Source organism: Piscibacillus salipiscarius JCM 13188, from assembly GCF_001311865.1.
In the GTDB taxonomy this organism is placed as follows: Bacteria; Bacillota; Bacilli; order Bacillales; family Alkalibacillaceae; genus Piscibacillus; species Piscibacillus salipiscarius.
Map to the genome: position 1 here is coordinate 56,005 of NZ_BBCD01000012.1, position 24,899 is coordinate 80,903.

General features: G+C 38.9%; 25 protein-coding genes and 6 pseudogenes. 3 read left to right on the forward strand and 28 right to left on the reverse strand.

Going from position 1 to position 24,899, the window contains the following annotated elements; translation table 11 throughout:
• Nucleotides 1-25: 25 nt before the first annotated feature.
• Complete coding sequence (locus tag JCM13188_RS09705) at nt 26-484, reverse strand: DUF6114 domain-containing protein (protein ID WP_054753759.1); 459 nt, start codon at nt 482-484, stop codon at nt 26-28.
• A 328-nt stretch (nt 485-812) separates the two neighbouring features.
• Entirely contained in the window at nt 813-1,103 is a 291-nt protein-coding gene (locus tag JCM13188_RS18855; protein WP_279401662.1) for a hypothetical protein, read from the reverse strand.
• Nucleotides 1,104-1,557: 454 nt separating this feature from the next.
• Between JCM13188_RS18855 and JCM13188_RS09715 the strand changes: the two genes are divergently transcribed.
• Nucleotides 1,558-1,755 (forward strand): hypothetical protein, encoded by a 198-nt coding sequence (locus tag JCM13188_RS09715; protein WP_054753761.1) that lies wholly within the window; start codon nt 1,558-1,560, stop codon nt 1,753-1,755.
• A 197-nt stretch (nt 1,756-1,952) separates the two neighbouring features.
• A complete protein-coding gene (locus tag JCM13188_RS09720) occupies nt 1,953-3,077 on the forward strand; it encodes a response regulator transcription factor (protein ID WP_054753763.1) in 1,125 nt (374 codons plus the stop codon).
• Here the strand turns inward: JCM13188_RS09720 and JCM13188_RS09725 are convergent.
• The 23 genes and pseudogenes from JCM13188_RS09725 to JCM13188_RS09800 form a co-directional block, all read right to left on the reverse strand.
• A pseudogene (locus JCM13188_RS09725) lies at nt 3,070-4,456 on the reverse strand (aldehyde dehydrogenase). The gene JCM13188_RS09720 and the pseudogene JCM13188_RS09725 sit on opposite strands and share 8 nt — an antisense overlap.
• The gene (locus JCM13188_RS20855; RefSeq protein WP_369404936.1) at nt 4,453-4,734 is read right to left on the reverse strand and encodes a hypothetical protein; all 282 of its coding nucleotides are present in this window, start codon (nt 4,732-4,734) and stop codon (nt 4,453-4,455) included. Before JCM13188_RS20855 ends, JCM13188_RS09725 begins: the two are co-directional and overlap by 4 nt.
• A gap of 28 nt (nt 4,735-4,762) precedes the next feature.
• Complete coding sequence (locus JCM13188_RS09730; protein ID WP_369404937.1) at nt 4,763-5,518, reverse strand: SDR family oxidoreductase; 756 nt, start codon at nt 5,516-5,518, stop codon at nt 4,763-4,765.
• 193 nt (nt 5,519-5,711) lie between these two features.
• Nucleotides 5,712-5,930 (reverse strand): hypothetical protein, encoded by a 219-nt coding sequence (locus tag JCM13188_RS18860; RefSeq protein ID WP_279401663.1) that lies wholly within the window; start codon nt 5,928-5,930, stop codon nt 5,712-5,714.
• Between the two features lie 127 nt (nt 5,931-6,057).
• A complete protein-coding gene (locus JCM13188_RS18865; RefSeq protein WP_369404938.1) occupies nt 6,058-6,726 on the reverse strand; it encodes an AMP-binding protein in 669 nt (222 codons plus the stop codon).
• Nucleotides 6,642-7,436: an AMP-binding protein gene (locus JCM13188_RS18870; protein WP_279401664.1), complete on the reverse strand. Its 795-nt coding sequence runs from the start codon at nt 7,434-7,436 to the stop codon at nt 6,642-6,644. The genes JCM13188_RS18865 and JCM13188_RS18870 overlap by 85 nt, the downstream gene beginning before the upstream one ends.
• A 15-nt stretch (nt 7,437-7,451) precedes the next feature.
• Nucleotides 7,452-7,811, reverse strand: a complete 360-nt coding sequence (locus JCM13188_RS09740) for an SCP2 sterol-binding domain-containing protein (protein ID WP_279401665.1) — start codon at nt 7,809-7,811, stop codon at nt 7,452-7,454.
• 14 nt (nt 7,812-7,825) lie between these two features.
• Nucleotides 7,826-8,968: pseudogene (locus JCM13188_RS09745) on the reverse strand (thiolase family protein).
• Nucleotides 8,969-8,986: 18 nt separating this feature from the next.
• Complete coding sequence (locus JCM13188_RS09750; RefSeq protein WP_054753765.1) at nt 8,987-9,829, reverse strand: SDR family NAD(P)-dependent oxidoreductase; 843 nt, start codon at nt 9,827-9,829, stop codon at nt 8,987-8,989.
• 24 nt (nt 9,830-9,853) lie between these two features.
• Nucleotides 9,854-10,645 carry an enoyl-CoA hydratase/isomerase family protein gene (locus tag JCM13188_RS09755; RefSeq protein ID WP_054753767.1) on the reverse strand — a complete coding sequence of 264 codons (792 nt, stop codon included), beginning with the start codon at nt 10,643-10,645 and terminating at the stop codon, nt 9,854-9,856.
• 21 nt (nt 10,646-10,666) lie between these two features.
• Complete coding sequence (locus JCM13188_RS09760) at nt 10,667-11,866, reverse strand: acyl-CoA dehydrogenase family protein (protein WP_054753769.1); 1,200 nt, start codon at nt 11,864-11,866, stop codon at nt 10,667-10,669.
• Nucleotides 11,853-12,575 (reverse strand): acyl-CoA dehydrogenase family protein, encoded by a 723-nt coding sequence (locus JCM13188_RS18875; RefSeq protein WP_279401666.1) that lies wholly within the window; start codon nt 12,573-12,575, stop codon nt 11,853-11,855. The genes JCM13188_RS09760 and JCM13188_RS18875 overlap by 14 nt, the downstream gene beginning before the upstream one ends.
• Nucleotides 12,569-12,784: a hypothetical protein gene (locus JCM13188_RS18880; protein WP_279401667.1), complete on the reverse strand. Its 216-nt coding sequence runs from the start codon at nt 12,782-12,784 to the stop codon at nt 12,569-12,571. The genes JCM13188_RS18875 and JCM13188_RS18880 overlap by 7 nt, the downstream gene beginning before the upstream one ends.
• Nucleotides 12,785-12,795: 11 nt before the next feature.
• Nucleotides 12,796-12,984, reverse strand: a complete 189-nt coding sequence (locus JCM13188_RS18885) for an acyl-CoA dehydrogenase family protein (protein WP_279401668.1) — start codon at nt 12,982-12,984, stop codon at nt 12,796-12,798.
• Between the two features lie 25 nt (nt 12,985-13,009).
• The gene (locus tag JCM13188_RS09770) at nt 13,010-13,342 is read right to left on the reverse strand and encodes an SCP2 sterol-binding domain-containing protein (RefSeq protein ID WP_054753771.1); all 333 of its coding nucleotides are present in this window, start codon (nt 13,340-13,342) and stop codon (nt 13,010-13,012) included.
• 189 nt (nt 13,343-13,531) lie between these two features.
• Nucleotides 13,532-14,116 (reverse strand): MBL fold metallo-hydrolase, encoded by a 585-nt coding sequence (locus tag JCM13188_RS09775; RefSeq protein WP_054753772.1) that lies wholly within the window; start codon nt 14,114-14,116, stop codon nt 13,532-13,534.
• A 32-nt stretch (nt 14,117-14,148) separates the two neighbouring features.
• Nucleotides 14,149-14,313: a hypothetical protein gene (locus tag JCM13188_RS18890; protein WP_279401669.1), complete on the reverse strand. Its 165-nt coding sequence runs from the start codon at nt 14,311-14,313 to the stop codon at nt 14,149-14,151.
• Between the two features lie 114 nt (nt 14,314-14,427).
• Nucleotides 14,428-15,627 (reverse strand): DUF4317 domain-containing protein, encoded by a 1,200-nt coding sequence (locus JCM13188_RS09780; protein WP_054753774.1) that lies wholly within the window; start codon nt 15,625-15,627, stop codon nt 14,428-14,430.
• 335 nt (nt 15,628-15,962) lie between these two features.
• A pseudogene (locus JCM13188_RS09785) lies at nt 15,963-16,779 on the reverse strand (DUF817 domain-containing protein).
• Between the two features lie 133 nt (nt 16,780-16,912).
• Nucleotides 16,913-18,348: pseudogene (locus JCM13188_RS09790) on the reverse strand (aldehyde dehydrogenase family protein).
• 18 nt (nt 18,349-18,366) lie between these two features.
• The gene (locus JCM13188_RS18895; protein WP_279401670.1) at nt 18,367-18,834 is read right to left on the reverse strand and encodes a thiamine pyrophosphate-dependent enzyme; all 468 of its coding nucleotides are present in this window, start codon (nt 18,832-18,834) and stop codon (nt 18,367-18,369) included.
• Between the two features lie 137 nt (nt 18,835-18,971).
• The gene (locus tag JCM13188_RS18900; protein WP_279401681.1) at nt 18,972-19,907 is read right to left on the reverse strand and encodes a thiamine pyrophosphate-binding protein; all 936 of its coding nucleotides are present in this window, start codon (nt 19,905-19,907) and stop codon (nt 18,972-18,974) included.
• A 107-nt stretch (nt 19,908-20,014) separates the two neighbouring features.
• A pseudogene (locus tag JCM13188_RS09800) lies at nt 20,015-21,623 on the reverse strand (FMN-binding glutamate synthase family protein).
• Nucleotides 21,624-21,727: 104 nt separating this feature from the next.
• Here JCM13188_RS09800 and JCM13188_RS09805 point away from each other — a divergent pair.
• Nucleotides 21,728-22,277: pseudogene (locus JCM13188_RS09805) on the forward strand (GNAT family N-acetyltransferase).
• A gap of 68 nt (nt 22,278-22,345) precedes the next feature.
• On the opposite strand, the gene JCM13188_RS09810 reads toward JCM13188_RS09805, so the two are convergent.
• Genes JCM13188_RS09810 through JCM13188_RS09820 form a run of 3 tightly spaced genes read right to left on the reverse strand, consistent with a single transcriptional unit; the run spans nt 22,346 to nt 24,813 of the window.
• Nucleotides 22,346-22,807: a hypothetical protein gene (locus JCM13188_RS09810; protein WP_054753776.1), complete on the reverse strand. Its 462-nt coding sequence runs from the start codon at nt 22,805-22,807 to the stop codon at nt 22,346-22,348.
• A gap of 33 nt (nt 22,808-22,840) precedes the next feature.
• Entirely contained in the window at nt 22,841-24,523 is a 1,683-nt protein-coding gene (locus JCM13188_RS09815) for a sodium:solute symporter family protein (protein WP_054753778.1), read from the reverse strand.
• A 2-nt stretch (nt 24,524-24,525) separates the two neighbouring features.
• A complete protein-coding gene (locus tag JCM13188_RS09820; protein ID WP_054753780.1) occupies nt 24,526-24,813 on the reverse strand; it encodes a DUF4212 domain-containing protein in 288 nt (95 codons plus the stop codon).
• Between the last annotated feature and the right edge of the window lie 86 nt (nt 24,814-24,899).

Consider the following 24,899-nt stretch of genomic DNA (forward strand, 5'->3'; position numbering starts at 1 on the left):
TCTCCTAAGATACAAAATTTAGCATTTAAGCTTGAGCGGTTTGAACGGACTCTAAATCGGGGTCATCATCTTTAACTGATAATTCAACCTTCTCCCATGCAACTAGGAGAGATCCACCGATGATTCCAATAATCGTACCAACGACAAATCCGCCTAACGCACCCATAATGGATAAAACAGATATAAAAATCGTCATCACACCAAATACAGTTGAGAACTGTGGAAATATATACGATAACAAGCCAAGTATTAGCGTTAATCCTCCAAATAAATAACCTACAAACACTAATGACCCTGGTATAAAAGCAATGGCATACAAATGCGTTGGAATATATAAAATCATTAATCCTGCCAATAGCGTTAAGGTAGCTCCCCAGAAAGGTCTTTGATTACGCCATTTTTTAAATTTACCTGACTCGTTTATTTTGGAATACTTCTGTTGTAATCGCTCTTCTTTTGAGATTGATTCCTTCTTTTTAAACATATAAAAGCCTCCTTCAAGATGATTTAATCCATTTCGTAAATATAAGGCTCATCAATTTTATCGATATAAATTTTAGTGCCTTCTAAACTAACCACTTGTTGAAATAGATAATCGGTTACTAAAGTAGCATCTTTAATATTGATGTTCGCCGCATCTTGAGTCCAGTTTTGTTTATAGTTATCGGTGTTCTTCTGTTTAATCGCAAGTTCATCAAATTTTTAAATCAGCATCAATTAGACGAGCATCCTGAATGAGTCCACTAATGGTCGTTTTACCATCTGCAACAATATTAATTCTGATCCAATTTCCATTTGGTAGTTTAATATCTTTAAGATATGAAGTTCGTAATTTCTACTTCTTCAATTTTATTTCGAATCATCGGCTCAGCATCCGATTCACCTGTTTCACCAATTTGTGGCATTAATTGAAACCCTTTACCGTTTAGTTCATCAAACTTAACATAGAAGTCCCCAATTCCACCTAATGGTAAGGCAAAAGCTGTACCACTAAAGCCAAAGACACCAATTAAAGCTCCTAGCGCTATAAACCCAGATAATAGCGCCACCACTAATTTCTTTTTCAGCACACTTCCGACCGTTGCATTTTGTTCTTTACTCACACCTAATCACCTTTCCTTTTAAAAAAATTATTATGATAGATCAACAAGGTCCTATACAATAAACGCTAATAATCCACCTCCAAATATGTTTGTATTTTCAAGTACATATCGTGTTAACGCTTTCAATATTTGAATAAAAATTGTTATAACAATTTTTTGATCCTTAAAACTTGCTATTTATCTAAATTTTCAATTATTTATTTAAATTATAAGAAAAGATGGGTCAGAATCATACCCGACAAAATAGGAACTTTTGATATAAATTATCCTAGTTCATTATCTAACACCTAAAATAATCGGGGGGTCTAAAGACTTAGGTTTAATGTTTGAATTATTATATACTTCGAAAAGTTAAGCTTGGTTATAACTGTTTTTTATTGAATAATCTGAATAATCCAATTATAATTAATGTAAAATTTAGAAAAGACTTAACGTTAAACGAAAGGAGCAAATTATGTTAACTCTTTCGTTAGACCACATCATGTACCCTGTACTTAAAGAAGGGTTAAATGTGATACAAGCTAATCAGAAACCCATCTTAGATGAATGGAATAACATCATAAATCACTTCAAATCGACAGGGAAGAAATCAGCAGATGATATTGAAGCAACCGTTAATTTTTCTCTGACTACCTGTTTTCTAATGAATTAGAAACTGTTAAACATGAAGAAGAGGTAGACCTGCGACTTTACCAGGAACAACCACTATCTTTTCAAGGCAACCATTTCATCATTTCTTTATTAGAAAATGCTGTACATAAAGTCTTACAAACTCAAAAAGATGATCAATATGATTTACACCAGTCTATACATTACCTGTTTTCAAAAATCAGTGAGAACCTAACGTCTTTGCCTTACGAGCAATACTTCTCAATTGATTATTTCTTAAAGAATCTAATTAGTTCAAGACAACTGCCGATTGAGTGGGCAGCAGCCATTACTCAAGAAGAGGGAACCTATGTGGTTGAAAAATGGTTTAATAATATGAATCAAAATCTAATTGTCGAAGATGAACCACTTAAAGCGAGATCAATTTATGCATTATCAGAGCTGTTAATCAATCAAATGCCAGAAGATAAAAAGCGGATTATGAATACAATCTCACTTCCTTATCAAGAAGGAACTTTACTCATATGTGCTAATACCAATGAAATAGTCAATATTACTCCATTTATTACCTATGCGTTACACATTTTTGAAAATGGAAGAGAGTCGATCAAAAAGCAAAAAGATGAACACCATTGGAAAGATTCTGTGATTATGTTTAACGAATCCATTATTAATTCAAATGACTATGATGAAGCTATTGAAGCTATTTCAGAGGGATATGTTAAATATCTACCATTTGAACGGTGCGCTCTATTTTCATACTCTATGAACGAAGGGATGGGGTTTGGTTTATACGGTTATCAAATTGATACGAACGCGATACAGAACATAACCGAAGATATCGACAATTTACCCATTATCCAAAATAACTTAAATATTGTAAATCTATTTAAGAAAACGATGAGCTTTCTTCAGCCCATATATATCAAAGATGCAACCTTAGGCTTTCCAAGAAAATATGTTGAACAATTTCAATTACAATCTATTGTCGTAGCACCGATTTTCTCAACTTCTTCTAACCAATTATTAGGTGCAGCGATACTAGATCAAGGACCAAATCAACAGTTTAAGTTAACACATGAAACATTTTCAGCATTAATTAAATTTGGAAAAACAGCAGGTGAACTATTAAGTAAATACCAACAACATTCACCTCATAAACAAAAGGCTTCGTTTCATCTCTCACCTAGAGAATTAGAAGTTTTAAAACTAATGTCTGAAGGTGCATCCACTACTGAGGCAGCTAGTCAATTAATGCTTAGTGAGTATACAGTGAGGGATTATGTATCGGCGATTATTCAAAAGATGGATGCACGTAATCGAACGGAAGCAGTTGCTAAAGCAATTCGTAGCGATCTTATTTAAGGAACCATTTTAATTTATTTAATCCATTTTTTATATTGGGATAGCGAAATGGTAGGTCAAATAAAACTGTTTGTTTTAAAACACTTTTTTGATGCGAAAAACGTTTCGAAACTTGCTTTTCCATGGTAAGCACCCATTCCACTAGCTCCTACACCACCAAACGGTAAATGGGAAGATGCAAAATGATAAACGGTATCATTAATACAACCACCGCCAAATGAGGTTTCATTAACCAACCACTCTTGAACGTCATGTTCATTTGAAAATAAATATAGGGCTAGTGGATGGGCTTGATTATTTAGGTTATGAATGACTTCAGAAAGCTCTCGAAATTCTAATACTGGTAAAATCGGCCCAAAAATCTCTTCTTTCATAATAGAATCTTCCCAAGTCACGGGTGTAAGGACGGTAGGCTCTATCATTAATTGATCTTTACTTCTTTTACCGCCCATACACACTGTATGATCATCTATAAATGAACTAAGGCGCTCAAAGTGTTCCTCATTAACTATTCTTGTATAATCTTCGTTCTTCAAAGGTTCCTTCCCATATAACTCTTCAATCGCTTCCTTTAGGTAAGATAAAACTCCTCTTTTACAGACTGATGCACGTAAAGATAATCTGGTGCGATACATGTCTGGCCAGCATTTAAAAATTTCCCCCAAGCGATTCGTTTGGCAGCTAATTTCAAATTAGCATCCTCATGAACAATACACGGGCTTTTCCCGCCTAATTCCAAAGTAGTAGGCACTAAATGTTCAGATGCTTGCTTCATGACAATTTTCCCTACACGGGTGCTCCCAGTAAAAAGATCTTATCAAATGGTAATGATAGAAGGTCTTGACTGACTTCAACACCACCATTAATGACAGTTATATATCTTCTGGAAAGGTCCTTTGAATAATTTGACCGACGATGTTAGCAGTATGTGGCGTTAATTCTGATGGTTTGATGACAGCGCAATTTCCAGCTGCAATTGCTCCGATTAATGGTGCTAGACACAATTGAAAGGGATAATTCCATGGAGCGATAATGAGTGACACTCCATAAGGTTCAGGATAGATGTAGCTTCTGGAACCAAGATGAGTTATTGGCGTCTTAGCTTTGGTTGGTTTAGCCCAACGCCTTAATTGTTTTAAAGTAAAGCTTATTTCTTGTAAAATAACCCCAACTTCAGATGAATATGATTCGAATTCGGATTTATTGAGATCATCTTTTAATGCTTGAAAGATATCTCGTTCAAATGTTTTAATCGTTTCTTTTAATTGGCTTAAAGCCTTGATCCGGTAATTAAGATCTAGCGTTACTTTAGAATTAAAATAAGTTTTTTGCTCTTCAACGATTTCCGCATAACTCACCTCATCACCCCTAACCTTCATCGAATTTCAATATGCTTTTGCTCATCGTGTTTATGTTGTTCATAATAAGGAACAATCGCATCAATGACATTTTTAAAGTCTGGACAGGCTATGCCAGATCCTTCTAAGTCTAACTTAGAATGAGTAGCATCAAACTCAGATTTAAACGTGAAATAATCTAAGGCTTCTTTCTCAACTTTTAACCACTTTCTAATAATAGAAAAAGATAGAAACACTTTAGCAAACAACAAAGGAATAGTACCTAATGGCTTTCTATTTAATAAACGCTCTAACATCATTCGATAGATGTCTTTCATCTGATAAGGATTAGAATCTGTTAAATGATACGTTTTTTCCGATGCCTTTATCTGAATGGCTTAAATAAATAGTTGCGTCTATTATGTAATTAATTGGCACAAAGTTCCCTTCAGCTTCTCCTTTACCTAGATAAGGGATGATTGGAGAAAAACGCAAACGGTCGAAAAAGTTTAATAGAAAATAGGGGCCATCGAATTTAGTCGTTTCACCAGAGTTAGAATGTCCGACAACAACCCCAGGTCGTATAATGGTGAGTGGTACGCTCTCTTTCAACTGCTCAACAAGTACTTCAGCTTCATATTTTGTATGTTCATAATGATTCTTAAACTCTTGCTTTTTATCAAGCTCAGTCTCTAAAATAGGCCCTTGCCTTTTTCCTGCAACATAGGCCGTGCTGAAATAGACATATCTCTTGAGGTTTTTTAAAGACTTCACCCACTGATTGACATTTGCCGTGCCTTTGACATTAACCTCATAGGCTAGCTTTTTAGGTACAGCAAGGTCATAAATGGCTGCCAAGTGGAAAACGTATCTAACAGAATCGATTAATTGCTTATTCGTCTCTGTTTCTATATTTAAATTTGGCTTGGTAATATCTCCTAAGATTAATTCAAACTTTGGCCCGCTTTCACCCATGTTTAATTCTTCTTTAAGTTGAGTTAATTCTTCTTGGGCTTTCGTCTTCATAGTTGGTAAGACGAGTAAGGAGATTTTGCCCACATCCGAATTTCCTTTGATTAATTGCTTAATTAAATTAATTGAGATAAAACCAGGAAAACCAGTAAAAAATAATGATTCGCCATTAAGACACCACCTCCAATTAAGTGTTCAATCAAAATCAACCTTGATTGACGACTTCACCCTTAACTGCCTCAGAATAATCTGATCCATAAGCTTCTTTGATAAGGCTTTCGTACTTTTTTTTCCACCACATTTACTTTAACAGTTAACTTAGGTGTTAATTCACCCGTTTCAACCGACCACTCGTCACCAATAATGATCCATTTTTGGGTTTCTCGAAATCTGCTAGATTCGAAGTATGTTCTTTAATTTCTTTATTGAACAGCTCTAATGCAGCTTCTTTCTCTACTAGTTCCTGATAGCTATCATATTGAAGATTTTTCCCTTTAGCCCAAATTTCTAAGTTTTCATAGTCTGGATAGATGAGACTGATCACATACTTTTGCTTATCTCCTACCAAACGGAGTGTTCAATATAAGCACTATCATTAAGAGCGCTTTCAGAAATCTGAGGGGCAACGTTTTTACCTGTCGATAAGACGAGTAATCGTTTTTTCCTTCCTATTATTTTAGGTAGTCTTCATCGTCAAACTGACCAAGGTCACCTGTGTGGAACCAGCCATCAACAAAAGCCTGTGAGGTAGCTTCATCATCATTATAATAGCCTTTCATAACACTTGGGCCTTTAACTAATACTTCACCGTCCTCTGCGACTTTAACGTCAATATTAGGTAATACTTTTCCTACTGTCCCAGCCTTAGCACGGATCATTGGATTCGTTGAAATGACAGGAGTTGTTTCCGTCAAGCCGTACCCTTCAAGTAATGGTAAATCAATCGCCCAAAAGAATTTAGCTAATTCTGGGTTAAGAGTTCCACCACCAGAGACCATCCCTCTTAACCGGCCACCCAGTTTCTTTTTAATCTTTTGATAGACTAAACGATCTGCAAGTTTCCATTTACGTAAGAACGATTTAGACATGGTTTCACCTAAAATTAATTGATCAAAAGAAGATTCTATATATTTCTCGTATCGTTCTTCACCAACTTTTACAGCCCAATTAAACACATTTTTCTTAACAGGTGTTCCTTGGTTGATCTCTTCCATGACTTTGGCATATACCTTTTCAAATAATCTTGGAACACTTGTTAGAACAGTTGGTCTGACTTCTTGTATGTTTTCTTGGATGGTATCAATACTTTCTGCATAAGCATAGTGGTCCCAACGGATAATGGCATATAATGACCTGCCATCCGTTCAAAAACATGTGATAGCGGAAGATATGATAGTGAGAGGTCTTCTGGTAGAAGTTCGATTAACCAAAATTGAACACCTTCAATATTAGCTAGAAAATTCCCGTGTGTTAACATGACTCCCTTTGGCATACCCGTCGTGCCAGAGGTGTGGATGATAGTAGATAAATGGTCTCGATTAATTTGTCGCCACTGGTTTTCCCATTTCGGAAGGGCATGTTCTTTTCCATATTTCAGTAGCTGAGCAAAACTTAACTCTCCTTCATCATAAGAAGACTGATTGTCAGGATACATAGTAATAATCCACTCAACGTTAGAGTGTGTATTTAACACTTTTTGCCTTTGCTCTTCATTCTCGACAACAATGGCTTTAACGTCTGCGTTGTTTAAAATATAATTAATTTGCTCTGAAGGTAACGTCGGATATATTGGCACACTTACGGCTCCTATACTAGCAGAAGCAAAGTCAGTCATTCCCCACATCGGGTTACTATTCGATAGGAGCGCCACTTTATCATTTGCTTTTAATCCTAAGTAGCCAAATCCTGCTGCGGCATGCATCATACGACTCCAAAAATCCTTATAAGTTATTCTTTTATACGCACCTCCTTCTTTCCACATAAAAGCATCCTTATTAGGGTGCTTTTTAACGGTACGATCAAGCATTTCTACTAAATTATTAGGTTTCATCATGCCTCCTCCTTTTTAAAACGAGAAAGAATTGAGTACAGTTTGTAACTTAAAAGCAAGCCCCATATTCCCTTTAATTTTGAGTTTACCACCCATGAATGCAGCCGTCGGATTGAGTGTACCTGCGACCATTTCCTTAAAATCGTCTCCATTCATCTCAAGGGTTACTTGAGCGGGTAGCTCTTCGCCTTCAACAGCACGCGGACCTTGTTCATCTATAATCATTTGATAGATTCCTTCTTCATCACCTTTAATATTAAACTGGTAAACTCCTTCCTTACCTTTTGTTGCATCTGGATCATACTTAATCGCTGCATCAATCATTTGAAATACTTCAGACATAGTCGGTTTTGTCATCTCTTCTTGTCGTGCCATGACACGATTCCTCCTTATATCCTCTCAATTATGGTGCTGTCGCCATTCCGAAACCAATACACATGACTTGTAACCCATACTTGCCGCCTTCATCTTCAAGTCTATGAAGAAGCGTTGTGGCTAATCTTGCTCCACTGGCACCGAGCGGATGCCCCAAGGCAATGGCACCACCTCTTTGATTTACAATATTCATATCAGGTTGAATTTCTCTTTCCCATGCCTTCACAACAGAAGCAAACGCTTCATTTATTTCAATCGCATCAATTTGTTCCAGTGTAAGTCCGGCTTTTTTCAGAACTTTCTTTGTGGCCGGGATTACACCTGTTAACATCATTACTGGATCGACACCAACTACGGAACGGGCAATAATTCGAGATCGAGGCTGCAATCCAAGCTCTTTTACTTTGCGTTCAGACATGAGTAACAGACCTGCTGCACCATCACTAATTTGACTTGAATTTCCTGCTGTCACAACTCCTCCATCTGGCTGGAAAGATGGCGTTAATTCTTTTAATTGATCCATCGATGTCTCTCTACGAATCCCTTCATCCGCTTTAAACGTTGTCGCACCTGTATCTGTCTTAACATCAATCGGAATAATTTCTCGCTCAAAATCTCCGCGATCTGTAGCCTCTTTAGCTTTTTGATGACTTAGTAATGAAAACTCATCTAGCTCTTCACGTGATAATCCCCAGTTTTGTGCAATCATTTCAGCTGAGAAACCTTGCGGAACAATTTGATGACGGTCAACCAACTGATCACTAAATGCTCCTAAATCACTTGCCATTGGAACTCTAGACATATTTTCGACTCCGCAGGCAATGACCACATCTTCATCACCAGCTAATATGGCCTGAGAGGCATTATGAATAGCTTGCTGACTCGATCCGCACATACGATTTAAAGAGAATGATGGTACCTCTACAGGGAAACCAGCGGCCAAGACTGCCAGCCTTCCGATGTTGCCACCTTGTTCATCAGTCATCGTGACACATCCAGTTACCACATCATCAACCTCCTCAGCATTGATTCCATTACGATTAACGAGTTCTTGTAACACAGGAACCAATAAATCAACGGGGGTGTGTCTTAGCTAACGTCCCGTTCTTTTTGCCAGTTGCCGTTCGAAGGGCATCTACAATGTATACATCCGGCATGATTACTACCTCCAAGTACTAATAAGTGAATAATTCAATACCACCTGACACATTCAGTCCAACACCAGTAATGTACTTCGCTTTATCTGAAACCAAAAATGTTATAGCATTCGCAATGTCTTCAGGTTCTCCAGGTTTCTTTAAAGCAGTACGGTTAATCATTCGTTCATTCATTTTCTGATTTCCCATATTAAAAGCTTCAGTACTAATAATTCCAGGAACAATTGCATTGACATTAATGCCATGTCTAGCACCTTCCAAGGCCATACTTTTGGTAAAACTGAGTAAGCCTCCTTTTGTTGCAGAATAACTCGCTTGCCCAAACCCTCCTAAAGTTCCTGCAACAGAAGACATATTAATAATTCTTCCATCACCTTGTTCCTTCATATATGGCCAAACAGCCTTTGTGCAGTTATAAGCACCCGTCAAATTAACATTTAAATCACGTTCCCAAAAATCATCGTTTTGGTTCTCAATTTGAGACACATGATCTAACGTCCCTGCATTATTTACTAAAATATCGATCTTACCAAACTCATCTATAATCTTTTCAAAGACCTCCTGAACCTGCTCTCGATCGGTCACGTCCATTTTCATAGAAAAAGATTGCCTTCCCATGGCTTGAATTTCCTTTGCTGTTTGGTCCGCATACATTACTTTTGTACTCTGCATCACTTGTGCAATAGGTCCAAAACGCTCAGCCTCTTCCTCACTGCTTTCATCTGATTCTATTAGAATGTCCGTAATAACAACGTCTGCTCCTGCCTCTGCTAACGCAAGTGCATCTGCACGGCCAAGACCTCTTGATGCTCCAGTCACAACCGCAACCTTACCTTTTAATAAATCATTCCAAGATGACATACGATCACACCTTTTTAATTAAATTCACTTAATAAATTGTGGCTTTTCTTTTTGGAAAAACGCTGCAAGACCAATACTTGGTTCATCCGTCATAAACGTTTCGCTAAACGCTTGAGCTTCAACCTCTAACCCCTCATTTAAAGAGCCTTCAGCGGCATTAATCGCCCGTTTAGCAAGACCCATAGCATGAACAGCGCCTTCAGATAATTGTTCTGCAAATGTAGTTACTTCAGCTTCAAAATGCTCTGGGTCTACTGCTTGATGAATTAAACCTATCTCCTCAGCTTCTTTTGCTGTTAATTTTTTCGCTTTGAAAATCAGCTCAGTCGCTTTGGCTCGACCCAGTAATTGAGTCATACGCTGTGTACCCCCTGCACCCGGAATAAGTCCAAGAGATAACTCGGTTAAACCAATCTTACCTTCTCCCATTAGCCTGAAATCACAAGCTAAAGCAAGTTCGCATCCACCGCCAAGCGCATATCCATTAATGGCAGCTATAACAGGCTTTGTCATATCCTGAAAACGCTGAAAACACGACTGCATTCTCGCACATTGTTGAGCTATGCCATTTTCTTCTTCTGTAAAATCATGCTCGCCTGAGATCATTCCTTTTAAATCGGCTCCTGCTAAAAAGGTTTTGGGATGATCCGAGGCCACTACGACGACTCGAACCTGATCATCAAAGCTTAATTCATCTACAGCAGCCTCCAAGTCTTGCATCAACTCTTCACCAATCGCGTTTGCAGGAGGATGGTTGATCCAAATCCATGCAACTCCTTGATCTCTTCTTTCGATATGAAGTGTTTGATAAGACACCTTATTCCTCCTCTACTTGTGCTAAACTTTTATGTTATAAGGTTCATATTGCCGTCTTGCAATCACTAAATGCTGCACCTCATTTGTGCCTTCAAAAATGTCAAATACTTTCACATCACGATATAATTTTTCAACGATGTGACCATCTAATCCAAGAGGACCAAGTAATTCTAAACACTTTGAGCAAACCTCTAAAGACATCTGACCTGAATAAGCTTTACACATAGCCGCTTCTTTGGCATTAGCCATTCCTAAATCAGCCTTCCACGCAGCTTCCCAGGTCAACAAGCGAGCAGCTGCAATATCCTGCTCTGCTTCAGCTAATAGTTCTGTAGCTAAATGATACAATTTACCGTGCTTAGGAAACTCGCGTTTGACTAAATCTAGAGTATATTCATACGCTGCACGCGCAATTCCAATAGCCATAGAAGCAACAATCGGCCTTGTGCTATCAAATGTTTTCATAGCCACTTGAAATCCCGATGGCTTAGAACCACTTACTTGATATAGCTCTTCTCCACCAAGTAAGTTTTCATCTGGAACAAAACAGTCTTCAAATAATAATTCAGCTGTCTCATTAGCACGAAGCCCCATTTTCTTAACTAGCTTTGTGCAACTAAACCCTGGCGTTCCTTTCTCAACGACAAAAGCGCGTTGTCCAGCTCTACCTAAAGAAGGGTCAACCGTTGCGAACACAACTACCCACGATGCTCTTCCGCCATTGGTGATAAATATTTTTTGACCACTCAGTATATAACCGCCTTCTACTTTTTTCGCCGTTGTTCGAATTCCTGAAGCGTCAGAACCTGCATCAGGTTCAGTTAAAGCATAAGCACCCCAACGCGGCTGGTCTTTTTTAAAAATAGTAAGGAATCTCTCTTTTTGCTCAGGAGTCCCGCTACTTTCAATAGGTGGGCCGCCTAATCCAGCACCAGGAAGGGACAAAGTTACAGCGGGGTCTCCCCACGCCATTTCCTCAGTGGCCAGCACTCCCATTCGGTTACCTTCTCGTTCCTTTTTGGGTCCTTGAGATTTTTGATCACTACTAAAGGATGAGGTATTTAAATGAATCCCCATTTTATTAACTTGTTCGAGCCAATCATCAGGAACTCTTTCTAAACGGTCTGCTTCCATCGCAATGGGCCTCATTTCATGCTCTGCAAACCAATGGGTCATCTCCTTAATTTGTTTTTGCTGCTCGGATAATTCAAACGAAATCATAAGCTTTAACCACCTTACTTTCCTTAGCGCCGACAATCTTCTTTCCCCACCTGTGGAGGTAATCTAGCTCTCTACCATATAGCGCAACTTGTGTTTGGGCATCGCGCATCCATTTTTCAACCGGGAATTCTTGTATAAATCCATGCCCACCTAACAACTGCACAGCTGAATCTGTGACATAACGTAATGACTTGTGGGCACGGTAGATCGCTCTTAATGCTAGACCTTCGGCATCCTCCGACTCTTGATCAGCTTTAACCGCAGCCTCCCACAATAGGTGATTGGCAACCCTCGTTTCAATCGCCATCTTCGCAATTCTAAAGGACACACCTTGAAACTTAGCAATTTCTTGCCCGAACGCTTTACGGTTTGCCGTATATTCTGTTGCATAATCAAGTGCTGCTTCCATTAGCCCGACTTCTTTGGCTGCTTGAAGAATTTGTATTCTCATCAACGCTTTCTTGATTAATTGATCCGCTTCAATCCCTTCAGCTAACACTTGATGATGTGAAACAAATTCTTTCTCCATTTTCACACGACCAATTCCAGCAGTTAGAAGGCCTAACCGATAATCTCCTTCTTCAACAGACCAACTATTTGTTTCATCAACTAATAAAACAACTTTATTTCCACGATCATCGCTGCCACAGACTACCATTTGATCCGCTTGTTTGGCTAAACGGACGGGCTCTGATTCCCCATTTAGCACATATCCATCATCTTTTTTTGAATGGTTAATGGCTTATTCCAGTTCTCTTCAGGAATGTTGATAAACGCAACGACTTGATTTCGTAATTTAACTTTCAGATCACCTTGATAAACTCTAAAAACAGAAGCTGCATCGCCACAATCTGGCATACCTTGCATAACTCCAAGGTCTCCATAGGTAAGACCTTGGAGAATTTGCACTTGCGTCATAAGAGGAAGCTCTAACCCCTCCAAACTTTCAGGTAATTCAAGTGATAAAAACCTAAATCTTTCATCTCATGAATTAAGTCAGAACTAACCTGTTTCGAATCTTCCATTTCTTTAGCTTGCGGTCTAATTTGTTCTTCAGCTAGTTTTCTAGCCACTTTAAAGAAAGCGGTTTCATCTTCTGATGGACGAAATGATATCACTAAAGTTCCCCCTCAACTATTTCTTCTATGCCGATTGACGATACGTCGCTAAAATGTCTTGTAGCTTTAAAGCTAACCCCATATTGCCTTTGATTTTAAGTCTCCCGCTCATAAAAGCTTGAGTACCGTTTAAATTACCTTCAACCATTTTGATAAAGTCTTCTTGACTCATTTTAAGCGTACAGTCTGGATCTTCATCCTCTCCAACCGTTGCATATCCCTCATTACCTTTTAACACCAATTGATATGCTTCACCATCTAAATAAAACTGATAAACCGCCTCTACACCTTTTGCACGGCTCGGATCTTCATTTAATGCTGCGTCAATTTCTTGAAAAACTGCCTTCAACTCAGACATCTAAATTCCTCCTTAAATGTTTTGTGTTAATGTTCTAATTTCATACTATTCTGAATCAATTTCAAATAAAATTCCGTAATATGTCGGGTTTCTAATGAAGTTTTCTGTAAGTCATACGAGTTTTGTATATAAGAAAAGCGCAGTCTGCGATTATTAATTAACCGCGGGCTGCGCTTGAATAACGTTATTTTACACTCGTTCTTGATAACAAGATCTAACAAAATTAATACGAGAAAAGGAACCGAACGTAAAAATCTCTAAATTCACTCTACCAGGAAACAATTCCTTAACGATTTCTTGATCCGAATAACCTAAATCGTGTAATTGCTTCACCTTAAATTTGGTTTCCTTTAGGTAATTAAGTTTTTCCTTAAGCATTTCGCGTCCGTGATTAACCGCTCCTTGATGACCACAAAATACTTTTGTAAAATTTAATTGCAGGAGTGACTCTATAGCATCAATGTATTCTGTAATAGATTCACCTTGTAAAGACACTTTAGGGTGCGGTGTCACATATAAATCACCCGTAAAAAGCCACCCTTCATTTTGCTCATATAAGCACACATGATCGTAAGTATGACCAAGCGTTTCGATTGGCTGAAATGTAAAATTCGAGGTATTGATAACCTTTGGGTAAGCCTTAATCAAACTCTTTTGTTCTTGCTTGAAAACCTTTTTATACCAAGAATGATTAATGTCTTTTGTTATTAAAGACATCATATTAGGGTGACAATAGATGGTCGATTGTTGATAAAAAGCCAGCCAAGGTACCATTCCAACATGATCAGTGTGGTGATGAGTCAGAGCTACCTGTTTTGGCTTAATAGATTTAAAAAAGGTATGAGAGAGTAACGATTAATCTTAGGGCCAGTATCAATTAATAACCCGTCAATATAATATAGATATACCGACATTTTCCTATAAAACGGGTTAACGGGAATTTCTTTTACCATCACATTGGTTTGACTCATGTTCATCTCACCCTTGACCATATTACTTATTATTTAATCCTATAAATGGGTTATTGGCTACCCCGACAAATGAAGGGGTGAAAATAATTTCCTTACCATAGCCCAGCTCAAATATTATTCATTTGGTTCACCTTCATCATCCACTTTTTGAAATAACACCTCTGGAATCATTTCGAAGCCTTCAATAACGGTGTTCTCCTCCACTTCAAGCATTAGGCAAACTTTCCCGTTCACTTGAACCTGTCTGACATATTTTAAATCTTGTGGGCCAACTGATATATCAGCAATTTTCGTTTTAATTTTGATCGACTTTTTATTATATTTTGGAACGATACTACTCGCCTTAAACTCATATTGTTCATCATCAATAACTGTTTTAAAAGCCGTTTGAACTTTTTCCTGGTCAACGTCTTTTACTCCGCTTCTTTTGAGCACATGTTCAACATCTTTATAGTCGAGCTTAGGAGGCTCTTCTTCTTCATGATTTTCCATGACGTGATGAATCTCTTCATATACATTTGAGAGAGTGGAAGTGTTGATTTGGTCACCCGTTACTTTTTTCACCACTTCCTCAAAGACCACTTTGTCTTCCTGAGCCGTCATGATCTCCTCAGCATTTAACACCTCTTCTATGAAATGATAATCAAGCTCGTTTGCTTTACCTGTTGAATAAAGGACATGATTCACATCCGAAGCCTGATCTGTCACCGACGGAAACATGAATCCTGAAACGGGCTTTTTCAGATTAATAATTGGATCAACAACGATATTATACTTGAACTCTTTCTCGATATAATCAAATAACAATTCTTTCTTCGGATCCTGCGTTTTATTAATGCTACATAAAATAAATGGGTGTGAGTAAACCGTGTCTCGGTCACTTTCATCCCCCTCGTCGCTTTGATTCTTCATCGGAATTCTCACATCTCCTCTTACAAAGGTGAGGACAAGATCCATTTCGTACTGCTTATCTTTAAGCATTTTTTCAACTAACTGCATCATGTGGTTCGTCCACTCATCCGTATTTTGACTTAATAAACCTTGATGAAGAATCATTTGGCTATTATGTTCTGATTCACGATTAAACTTCAGTTCGAATAGCTTCTCATCTAATTGTCCTGTTAAAACCTTTTTAAAGTTGTTTAAAAACAATTCTTTCTGTTCGTCTTCTAACATTTCAAAAGGTAGACTTTGAGCATGATAGATTTCGCTTGATTCTTTCATTATGTACACGTTAAAAATTTCACTAATATTAAGTAGGTCATTGTCTAATTTAAATTGTTTACGGATATTTGCGATATCTTTCTTATTCAATTGATTCACTCCTATGATGTAAAAGTCATACCGCTTTATTTTATCATAGAATACAGTTGAATTAGTTAGTCATAAAATATGAATTTTGGATTAGGTGATTGTTTTTCTAGTAAAGTGCAGAGATTTTCTAGAAAAATAAGACACTCTTCACGTTTATAAGTATTCACACAATAAAAAACGCCCTTAAGTCAGGCGTTTAAGTACAGTCATTTAATTCTTCGTATTTCGAGCAGTTGATTTGGCCTTTCCTCTTCTCTGTTCGTCTGGACGTTTACCTTCACCGTTTCGCTTAACTTTCGGCGCTTTTGAATCCTTTGTCATATCCATCCCTCCAATCAGTTATTATCGTAACCGTATAAGGAAGGATTATGTACGTTTACTGGTTCTTCTTTTATAGGTGATGCTTTAACTTGTTTTAACGTTGCCACGATGAGAAAACTAACAATGACTAACAACAACCATGAGCTCACCTTACCTAAATGAACAAGACTCCAGGCTTCCGTTTGATTTGGGTATTCCCAAGCACCGAAGAATGTTGCGATGTTCTCAGCAATCCATATAAAAAAGCCGATTAGAACGAACGAAAGCGAAAGTGGCATACGGTAAATTTTTGACCCACTTTATAGTTCACCCACGACTTCCAGAAAATAATAATCACTAAAGCTGATAACCACCAGCGAACATCGACCCAATAATGGTGAGTGAAAAAAATTTAAATAATGGCAGCTGCAAGTGGTACGACTAAATATTGCGAGGGCCACTGTACTAACTTCACATCTAGCCTTCGCCAAGCTTGACATAGATAGCTCGCAACACTTGCGTACATAAAACCGCTGTATAACGGCACCCCAAAAACTTTGAATAAGCCTCTTCAGGATACGACCAAGAGCCCATGTGGACTTTGTAAATTTCTAAAGCTAAACCAATTATGTGAAACAGGGTGATTACCTTGAGTTCATCCTTTGTCTCAAGGCCTGATTTGAGCATCCACCATTGCATGAGCAAACAAATAATTAATAGCCAATCGTAACGAGACATTTGTGGCATCGGAATAAACTTTGTGAGCGCTAAAGAAGCAAAGATGACAATAGGAAACAGACACGATAAAGCTTGAGCCCAGCCAAAACGAACGAGCTGCTCTAATGACCTCATTAAATATGCCTCCCAAAATAACATTTGTTATTTTGATTATAAATAATTATTTATCGAAATTCAATAAATAATTATTGATTGATTAATAAAAAGACTCTCACTTATTCAGTAAGAGCCTCTGATGACATATAAATTAACCTTGATCAATTTTCATTCCGATAAATTTCATCTCGGTCATATCTTCTATTGCGTATTTAACACCTTCTCTTCCTACACCACTTTGCTTCACTCCGCCATATGGGTGGTTATCCTGTCTGTAAGTTGAAATTTCATTAATCCATACCCCGCCCATCTCGAGCCTGTCTGCTACTCGCATGGCACGATTAATATCCTTTGTAAACACTCCTGCCTGAAGTCCATAAATCGAATCATTTGAACGTTGAACCGCTTCTTCCTCTGTGTGGAAAGGAATGACTGACACAATTGGAGCAAAAACTTCTTCGGCGATGATTTTCATATTCTTTTTCACGTTCGTCATAATGGTTGGCATTAATATCGTCGATTCACGCTCACCACCTACTTTGACCTCGGCTCCATTTTGAACGGCATCATCAATCCATTGTTTGGCACGTTTTGCTTCATCTTCGTTAATCATTGGCCCAATATCGGTATCTTCTTTAATCGGATCGCCTATTTGAAGTACTTCTGTTTTTGAACATAATTGGATAGAAACTCATCATATACATCATTTTGCACATATATTCTTTGAGCTGAGATACAAACTTGCCCAGAAAATGCGAAAGCACCTTTCACTAATTCCGTTGTTGCCTGTTCGAGATCAGCATCGTTAAACACTATATTAGGGGAATTAGACCCAAGCTCTAATGTCACCTTTTTAAATCCTGCATTTTCCATAATATTTTTTCCGACTGGTAAACTGCCTGTAAAGCTGATTTTATGAACCTTGTCATGTTCTACTAATGGGGCACCTACTTCTTCACCAGAACCAATGACTAAATTAATAAAACCTGCTGGAAGCCCCGCTTCTTCAAAGAGTTTTACTAACATATAAGCTGACACAGGCGTTTTCTCTGCTGGTTTAAACACAACCGTGTTCCCAGCAGCAATCGCAGGAGCAAGTTTATGAAGTGATAAATTTAGCGGGAAATTAAACGGGGTGATCGCACCAACAACCCCTAATGGTTCCCGCTTGACGAAACCCATGCGATGCTGACCACCAATTGCCGCATCCATCGGAATCACTTCGCCTGTAATGTGTTTAGCACCTTCCGAGGCAAAGCGCAGTACTTGCATTGCTCGTTCCACTTCGCCCCGGCTATATTTAATCGGCTTTCCTGCTTCCTTACTAATGACTTCTGCAAACTCTTCACTTCTCTCAATTAGGAGATCCGCCGTTTTCCTTAAAATATCAGCACGCTCGTGAGCAGGCATGGCCTTCATATCATGGTGGAATTTTTCATAACTATTTTCGATTGCCTCATTCAAATCGCTTTTGGTCGCAAGTTTAACTCCCGCAATCTTTTCTTGATTATAAGGATTTAAAACGTCAAGCGTCTCTCGGCCTTCGTCTAACCGCTCCCTGCCGTTAATGATTGACCCTATTTTCACTATTTAAAACCTCCTTATCTAACAAATTAGATTTCCTAACTTTTCCGTTAGCTTCATATTTTCTTTATAATCAACTGGGCAGTCGATTAATACGGGCTTATTCATGGAAATAGCTTGATCTAAGACTGACTTTAACTCTTCTGCTTTTTCAACTTTAAGTGCTTCAAAACCATATGATTTAGCTAAAAGTTTAAAATCAGGGTTTCCGAATTTAATATGGGATGAACGGTTAAACGCCTTCATTTGATGCCACTCGATTAATCCGTAACCTTCATCACGCCACAGCAATATCACAATCGGCAAATTTAAGCGTTTAGCCGTTTCTAATTCCATGCTCGTCATCTGAAAAGCTCCATCCCCGCAAACAGCCACAACCTGTTTATCTGGATAGACCATTTTCGCTGCAATGGCGCTTGGAACAGCAAATCCCATCGAGGCGAGTCCATTAGAAATTAAGCATGTATTCGGCTCATAGCAGTGATACATCCGCGCCATCCACATCTTATGAGCACCGACATCAGAGATGACGATGCTGTCTTCGTTAAGAACCGAACGGAGATCCGAAATGATTTTCTGAGGCTTAACGGGATAACCGGAATCTTCTTTAAATGAATCTAGTTCAGCTAGCGCTTTTTTCTAACCTCATCGACCCAATCTAAATCGCGTTCTCGTTGTGATAGTGCACCTGTTAGATTTCGAATATTTTCTTTTAGGTTACCAACGACATTTAACTTTACTGGATAACAAGCATCCACTTCAGATTCTTTTGTATCAATGTGTAAAATAGGAACTTGTCCATCTGGATTCCAGTCCTTTGGGGAATATTCAGCCATATCAAACCCAATTGCTATGATTAAGTCCGACTCGGTAAAACCGCACGTAATGTAATCGTTACCGCCAATACCTGCCGTTAATAAGCTGTGCTTATCTGTCCATGGTATAGCACCTTTACCCATAAATGTATGAACAACCGGTAAGTTCGTTTTGACGACTAATTCCCTTAACTCATTCGTAGCTTTCCCTCTTGTGACACCATTACCAGCTAATATAATCGGTCGTTTTGCTTGATCAATAAGCTTAGCGGCTTCCTGAATAATCGGTTCATCTGCCTCTGACAGCTTATGCTCAGCTAAACTTAAAGGCGCCCCTGATGCCTCTTTGCTTGCCACATCTTCAGGCAGTTCAATATGCGTTGCACCAGTCTTTTCTTCTGTTGCGACTTTAAAAGCTTTTCGGACGACTTCAGGAACGACATCAGGTGATTTAATTTGTGCGTTCCACTTTGTTACTTCGCGGTAGACATCTTCCATATCATAATATTGATGAGACACTTTATGCTGACGTTCCAGCCCTGCTTGACCTGTAATTGCGACAATTGGACATAAATCCATATTGGCATTGGCAACACCAGTAAGTAAATTCGTTGCACCGGGCCCTAAAGTTGCAAGACAGACACCAGGTTTTCTAGTCAGTTTGCCATAAGTCCCTGCCATAAACGCCGCACTTGTTTCATGGCGGGTTACAATAAATTCAATTTTAGAATCGCGAAGAGCGTCCATCACATCAATGTTTTCTTCACCTGGTACACCAAAATATACTCGACTCCTTCATGCTCTAAACATTTAACTAATAGTTCCGCTGCTTTCATGCACTCCATCCTTTCTACTTACGAAATATCATTGATATTCTTCGGTTGAACCATTGCGTGGTAAATATCATCTAGTGACCATGTACGGCCCTTCTCATCACGGTAAATGATATGGTCTCGTGTGAACTTGGTTGGCGAATCAATACCAGCTGCCGCCGCGACTCGGTACAGTCCCTTGCGCATTGAAATTAAGTAATTTGCCGTTCGCCATTTTTCTCTTCAATGACAAGCCCCTTTTGTAAATCGGGATCTGTCGTTGCCACTCCTACTGGACAAGCATTTGACTGACATTGAAGCGCTTGAATACAACCAACTGTAATCATGAATGCTCTAGCAACGTTCACAAGGTCTGCCCCCATAGCAAGAGCAATGGCAATTCGGTCAGGTGAGAATAGCTTTCCAGATGCGATCAGCTTCAAGCGATCTCGTACCCCGTGCTTACGCAGAGCATGATCCACTAATGGTAATGCAGACTGAATGGGTAGCCCGACACTATCAGCAAGTTCCTGATATGACGCACCTGTACCACCTTCACCACCGTCAATTGTAATGAAGTCAGGTCCCTTTCCTGTTTCTTTAATGGCCATAGCTAGCTCTTCTGCTTCATGATGACTTCCAATCACAACTTTCATGCCAACGGGTTTTCCTGAGTGTTCCCGGATTTTTTCAATAAAATCAAATAGCGATGGTAAATCACTAAATTCACGAAAACGGTTTGGACTATCAATCGACTTAAACGGTTCGACCATTCTAATTCTTGCGATTTCTTCCGTTACTTTTTCCGCATCAATGTGACCACCTCTCGTTTTCGCCCCTTGTGCTAATTTAATTTCAAAGGCCTTCACTTCAGGGATTTCGCTTTTCTCTTTTAAGGCGTCCCAACTAAAATTCCCTTCACGGTCACGCACACCGAATAGGCCAGGCCCAATTTGCATGATTAAATCAACACCGCCTTTTAAGTGATAATCAGAAATCCCGCCCTCACCAGTGTTCATCCATGTCCCTTTTGCGATGCCTAATCCTTCCGAAAGTGCCGTAATGGCGCGATCACCTAAGGAGCCATAACTCATCGCCGACATTCCAATTTGGCCTTTAACAATAAACGGGTCTCTTGCATTCTCTCCGATTACGACCGCGTCATCATCTTCTAATAAATAGACTCCTGATTCATTCTCTTCAAGCTTTTCATCCCTCTGTCCAAATAACGGTTCATTGATAAGCAAGTAGCGATTCGTTGTTACTTTAGTTTGCCGGTCCATCTTTAACTCTTCCGTTAATTTCGGAAAAAGTGAATTACGAATATAAAAACCTGGCTCATTAAAATCACGCTGTGAGCCATAACCGATCACGTCACGCTTATATTTAGATTTTTTCACAATATGTTGAAAGTCCACTCGAGTAAAAGGCTTGCCTTCATTATCACTATCAAATAAGTACTGCCTTAATTCTGGACCGATATTTTCAAAGAAATAACGAGCCCTTCCGATTAGAGGGTAATTTCTAAGAATCGGATGCTGCTTCTGTTTTTTATCAATCGTAAATAAATAAAAAGCAGATATTATGAGAGCTAAAATAACAAGCGTACAAAAATAAAACCTATTACGGTCATGACATTAGCAAGATTCATTACGGCGCCTCCCTTGAAATTGCTAAGTTTAGTTTGACCTTTTTCAAATTAATTATGAAAGATGCTAAACTAAAACAGATACTAAAATGGAATGAGGAGTTAAGATGAAGATTAAGGGGCAATCGGTATACTTAAGACCAATTCGTGATGAGGATATTGATAGTATTTATATGGGGTGCCAGGATGAAGAGATTTTGTATATGACGGGAACTCATCAAAGGTTTACACGTGATAACATTGTGAATAGCTATAAACAATTTAAACAAGATTCCTCCCGTTATGACTTTGCGATTTGTTTAATTGAAAATGATGAGGTTATTGGTGATTTAGCGATCTTAGACATTGACCAAAATAATTATAAAGCAGGATTTAGAATTTCGTTACATAGCCAAAACAAATTAGGAAAAGGTTACGGGACAGAGGCTATCAGGCTTGCACAACGATTTACGTTTGAAGAGCTTAAGCTAAATCGCTTAGAATTAGAAGTTTACTCGCATAACGTTCGGGGGGATTAAAGCTTATGAGAAAGCTGGGTTTAAGGTCGAAGGAAGATTAAGACAATCTCTTTATATGAAGCAGCAATACTTCGATGAAATTTTGATGGGAATGCTGAGAGAGGAATATGACCGATTAGATAATAAATCCGAAAATTAGATAATAAACCGTTATTAAAAAATACCCGGACGTGAAGAATCACGTCCGGAAATTCTTAGGCAGCGTTATCAAGACACTACATTAGCTATTTTATTGTTTGAAACAGGTTGTTCTTCTTCTGCCTTCACAAATTGACCCGACCCAATCCATGCTGCTAGCGCAAAGATCAGATAAATCGCCTGGGTCGCATTCGCACCTTGAAGCAGAACGTGAAGCCCCATACCAAGTCCTAAAGATGGAATGACGATTAAAAAAGTTCTAAAGATTCGCTCGAACCCTTTATGAAGTGGTAATGGCCAAATTTTTGAAAAACAAACCCCTAATGCCACTCCTAAACTCGAAACAACTAACAGCTGCATTAGTATTAGTGGCGTTGGAAACGGCCATTCCATAATATAGTGGCCAGAGAGATAGAATATCTCAAGAAATAATGTTATTCCAATCGCCCGTTGCACCGTTTTCATATTCATCCAAGGACTTAATAAATAAACAAGTATCGCTAAACAACCAAATATGAGTGTCCAATTCATCACGCTACCCCTTTCATGTTTCTAAAATTTTTTTTAGCTCGCATCCTCGTCAATCTCTGGAGCCCTAACATTTTCAATAAGCTCTTGAATTTCTTGAGGTGGCTCTGTTGTCATTCGTGACACAATAAAGCTCACGATAAAGTTTAATAACATCCCGACAACACCGACACCTTGAGCATTAATGCCAAAGAAACTATCGATCAGTGGTCCTTCTGTTCCAAAAATGGATTCTGATAAAATAGTTCCAATCATAAACAGCGTAAAGATTAAACCAGTTAAGATCCCTGCAATCGCGCCTTCCTTATTCATCCGTTTATCAAAAATCCCAAGCAAAATGACTGGGAATAAACTGGCTGCCCCAAGTCCAAAGGCAAGTGCCACCACTTCACCTGCGAATCCTGGAGGGTTTATCCCAACATAGGCTGCAACGAGTAAAGCGATTAATAACGTGATCCGTCCGACACGTAATCTTTGAGACTCGCTTGCTGTTTTATTAAAAATTCGGAAGTAAATATCATGCGAAACGGCACTGGTCATCGTAATCAGTAACCCTGACGCGGTTGATAAGGCGGCTGCAAGTCCACCTGCTGCCACCAGAGCGATGATAAATGGCGCAAGGTTCGCAACTTCTGGTGTGGATAACACGATAATGTCTCCATCAATCATCACTTCATTATCGTCACCAGCCGTATAATTGATATTGCCATCTCCATTTTTATCATCAAACTGAAGTAAACCTGTTGTCTCCCATTTGTTCACCCATTCGATGTCTTGAACTTCCTCAACTGGCTTATCCGCAATCGTATCAATTAAGTTATACTTTGCGAATGCCCCAACTGCTGGTGCTGTTAAGTATAATAGTCCAATAAAGATAATCGCCCAAACAGCAGACCACCTAGCAGCACGTACACTTTTAACCGTATAAAAACGAACAATGACGTGAGGTAAACCTGCCGTACCAGCCATAAGAGCCAGCGTCATCATGAACACGTTTAACATCGACAAGTTCGTAAATGGGGCCATATATTCCGTCATACCAAGGTCAATTTGAATTTGGCTTAAGCGATCTACAATATCACTCGTAATAAAGCTTAACTGCGGTACAGGATTCCCTGTTAACTGAGCTGAAATCGCAAAGGCCGGGATTAAGAATGCGATAATGATAACGAAATATTGAACTGCCTGAGTCCAAGTAACACCTTTCATTCCGCCGAGTAATGCGAAGAAACCAACAATCGCCATCCCGATTAATACACCGACAACAATGTCGACTTGTAAGTACCGGCTAAAGACAATGCCAACACCGCGCATTTGCCCTGAAATATAGGTTAACGAAATGAAAATCGTCGCAATCGCCGCAACAGCTCGGGCACTGCTTGAGTAGAACCGATCCCCAATAAAGTCAGGAACCGTAAACTTACCAAACTTACGTAAATAAGGTGCCAGTAGTAACGCTAATAAGACGTAACCACCTGTCCATCCCATTAAGTAAATCGTTCCATCATATCCTAAGAAAGCAACAAGACCTGCCATCGAAATAAAGGATGCTGCCGACATCCAGTCAGCTGCGATCGCTGCCCCGTTTGCGACGGTCGGAACGTTCTGACCAGCCACGTAGAAGCTCGATGTATCCTTAACACGTGACCACCAGCCGATTCCTGTATAAATAATAAACGTAATAACCACTAACGTAATCGTAATCGCTTCAACACTCAACTTTATCCCTCCCTATCTGCTTTAAGTAATTTGGCATATTCACGGTCTAGCCGGTCCATCCTGATGGCGTAAGTTAAAATAAGTAAGAAAAAGACGATAATCGCACCTTGGTGTGCAATCCAAAATGCAAAGGAAACACCAAATAACTGAATATTAGATAACGGTTCTGCGAAAAGAATAGCACCGCCATAAGCAACGACTGCCCAAATGACAAGTAAACCTAAAATAAACCGAATATTTTTCTTCCAATACCACTTCTGTCTCTCATCGAGCTGCTTCTTTTGTTCCAACTTCCTCACCCTTTCATTAAGTAATTGGTAGAGTATTCGATTTAGAAAACGCTTTCATTTTATTGGAAACAAAAATACTGAATACT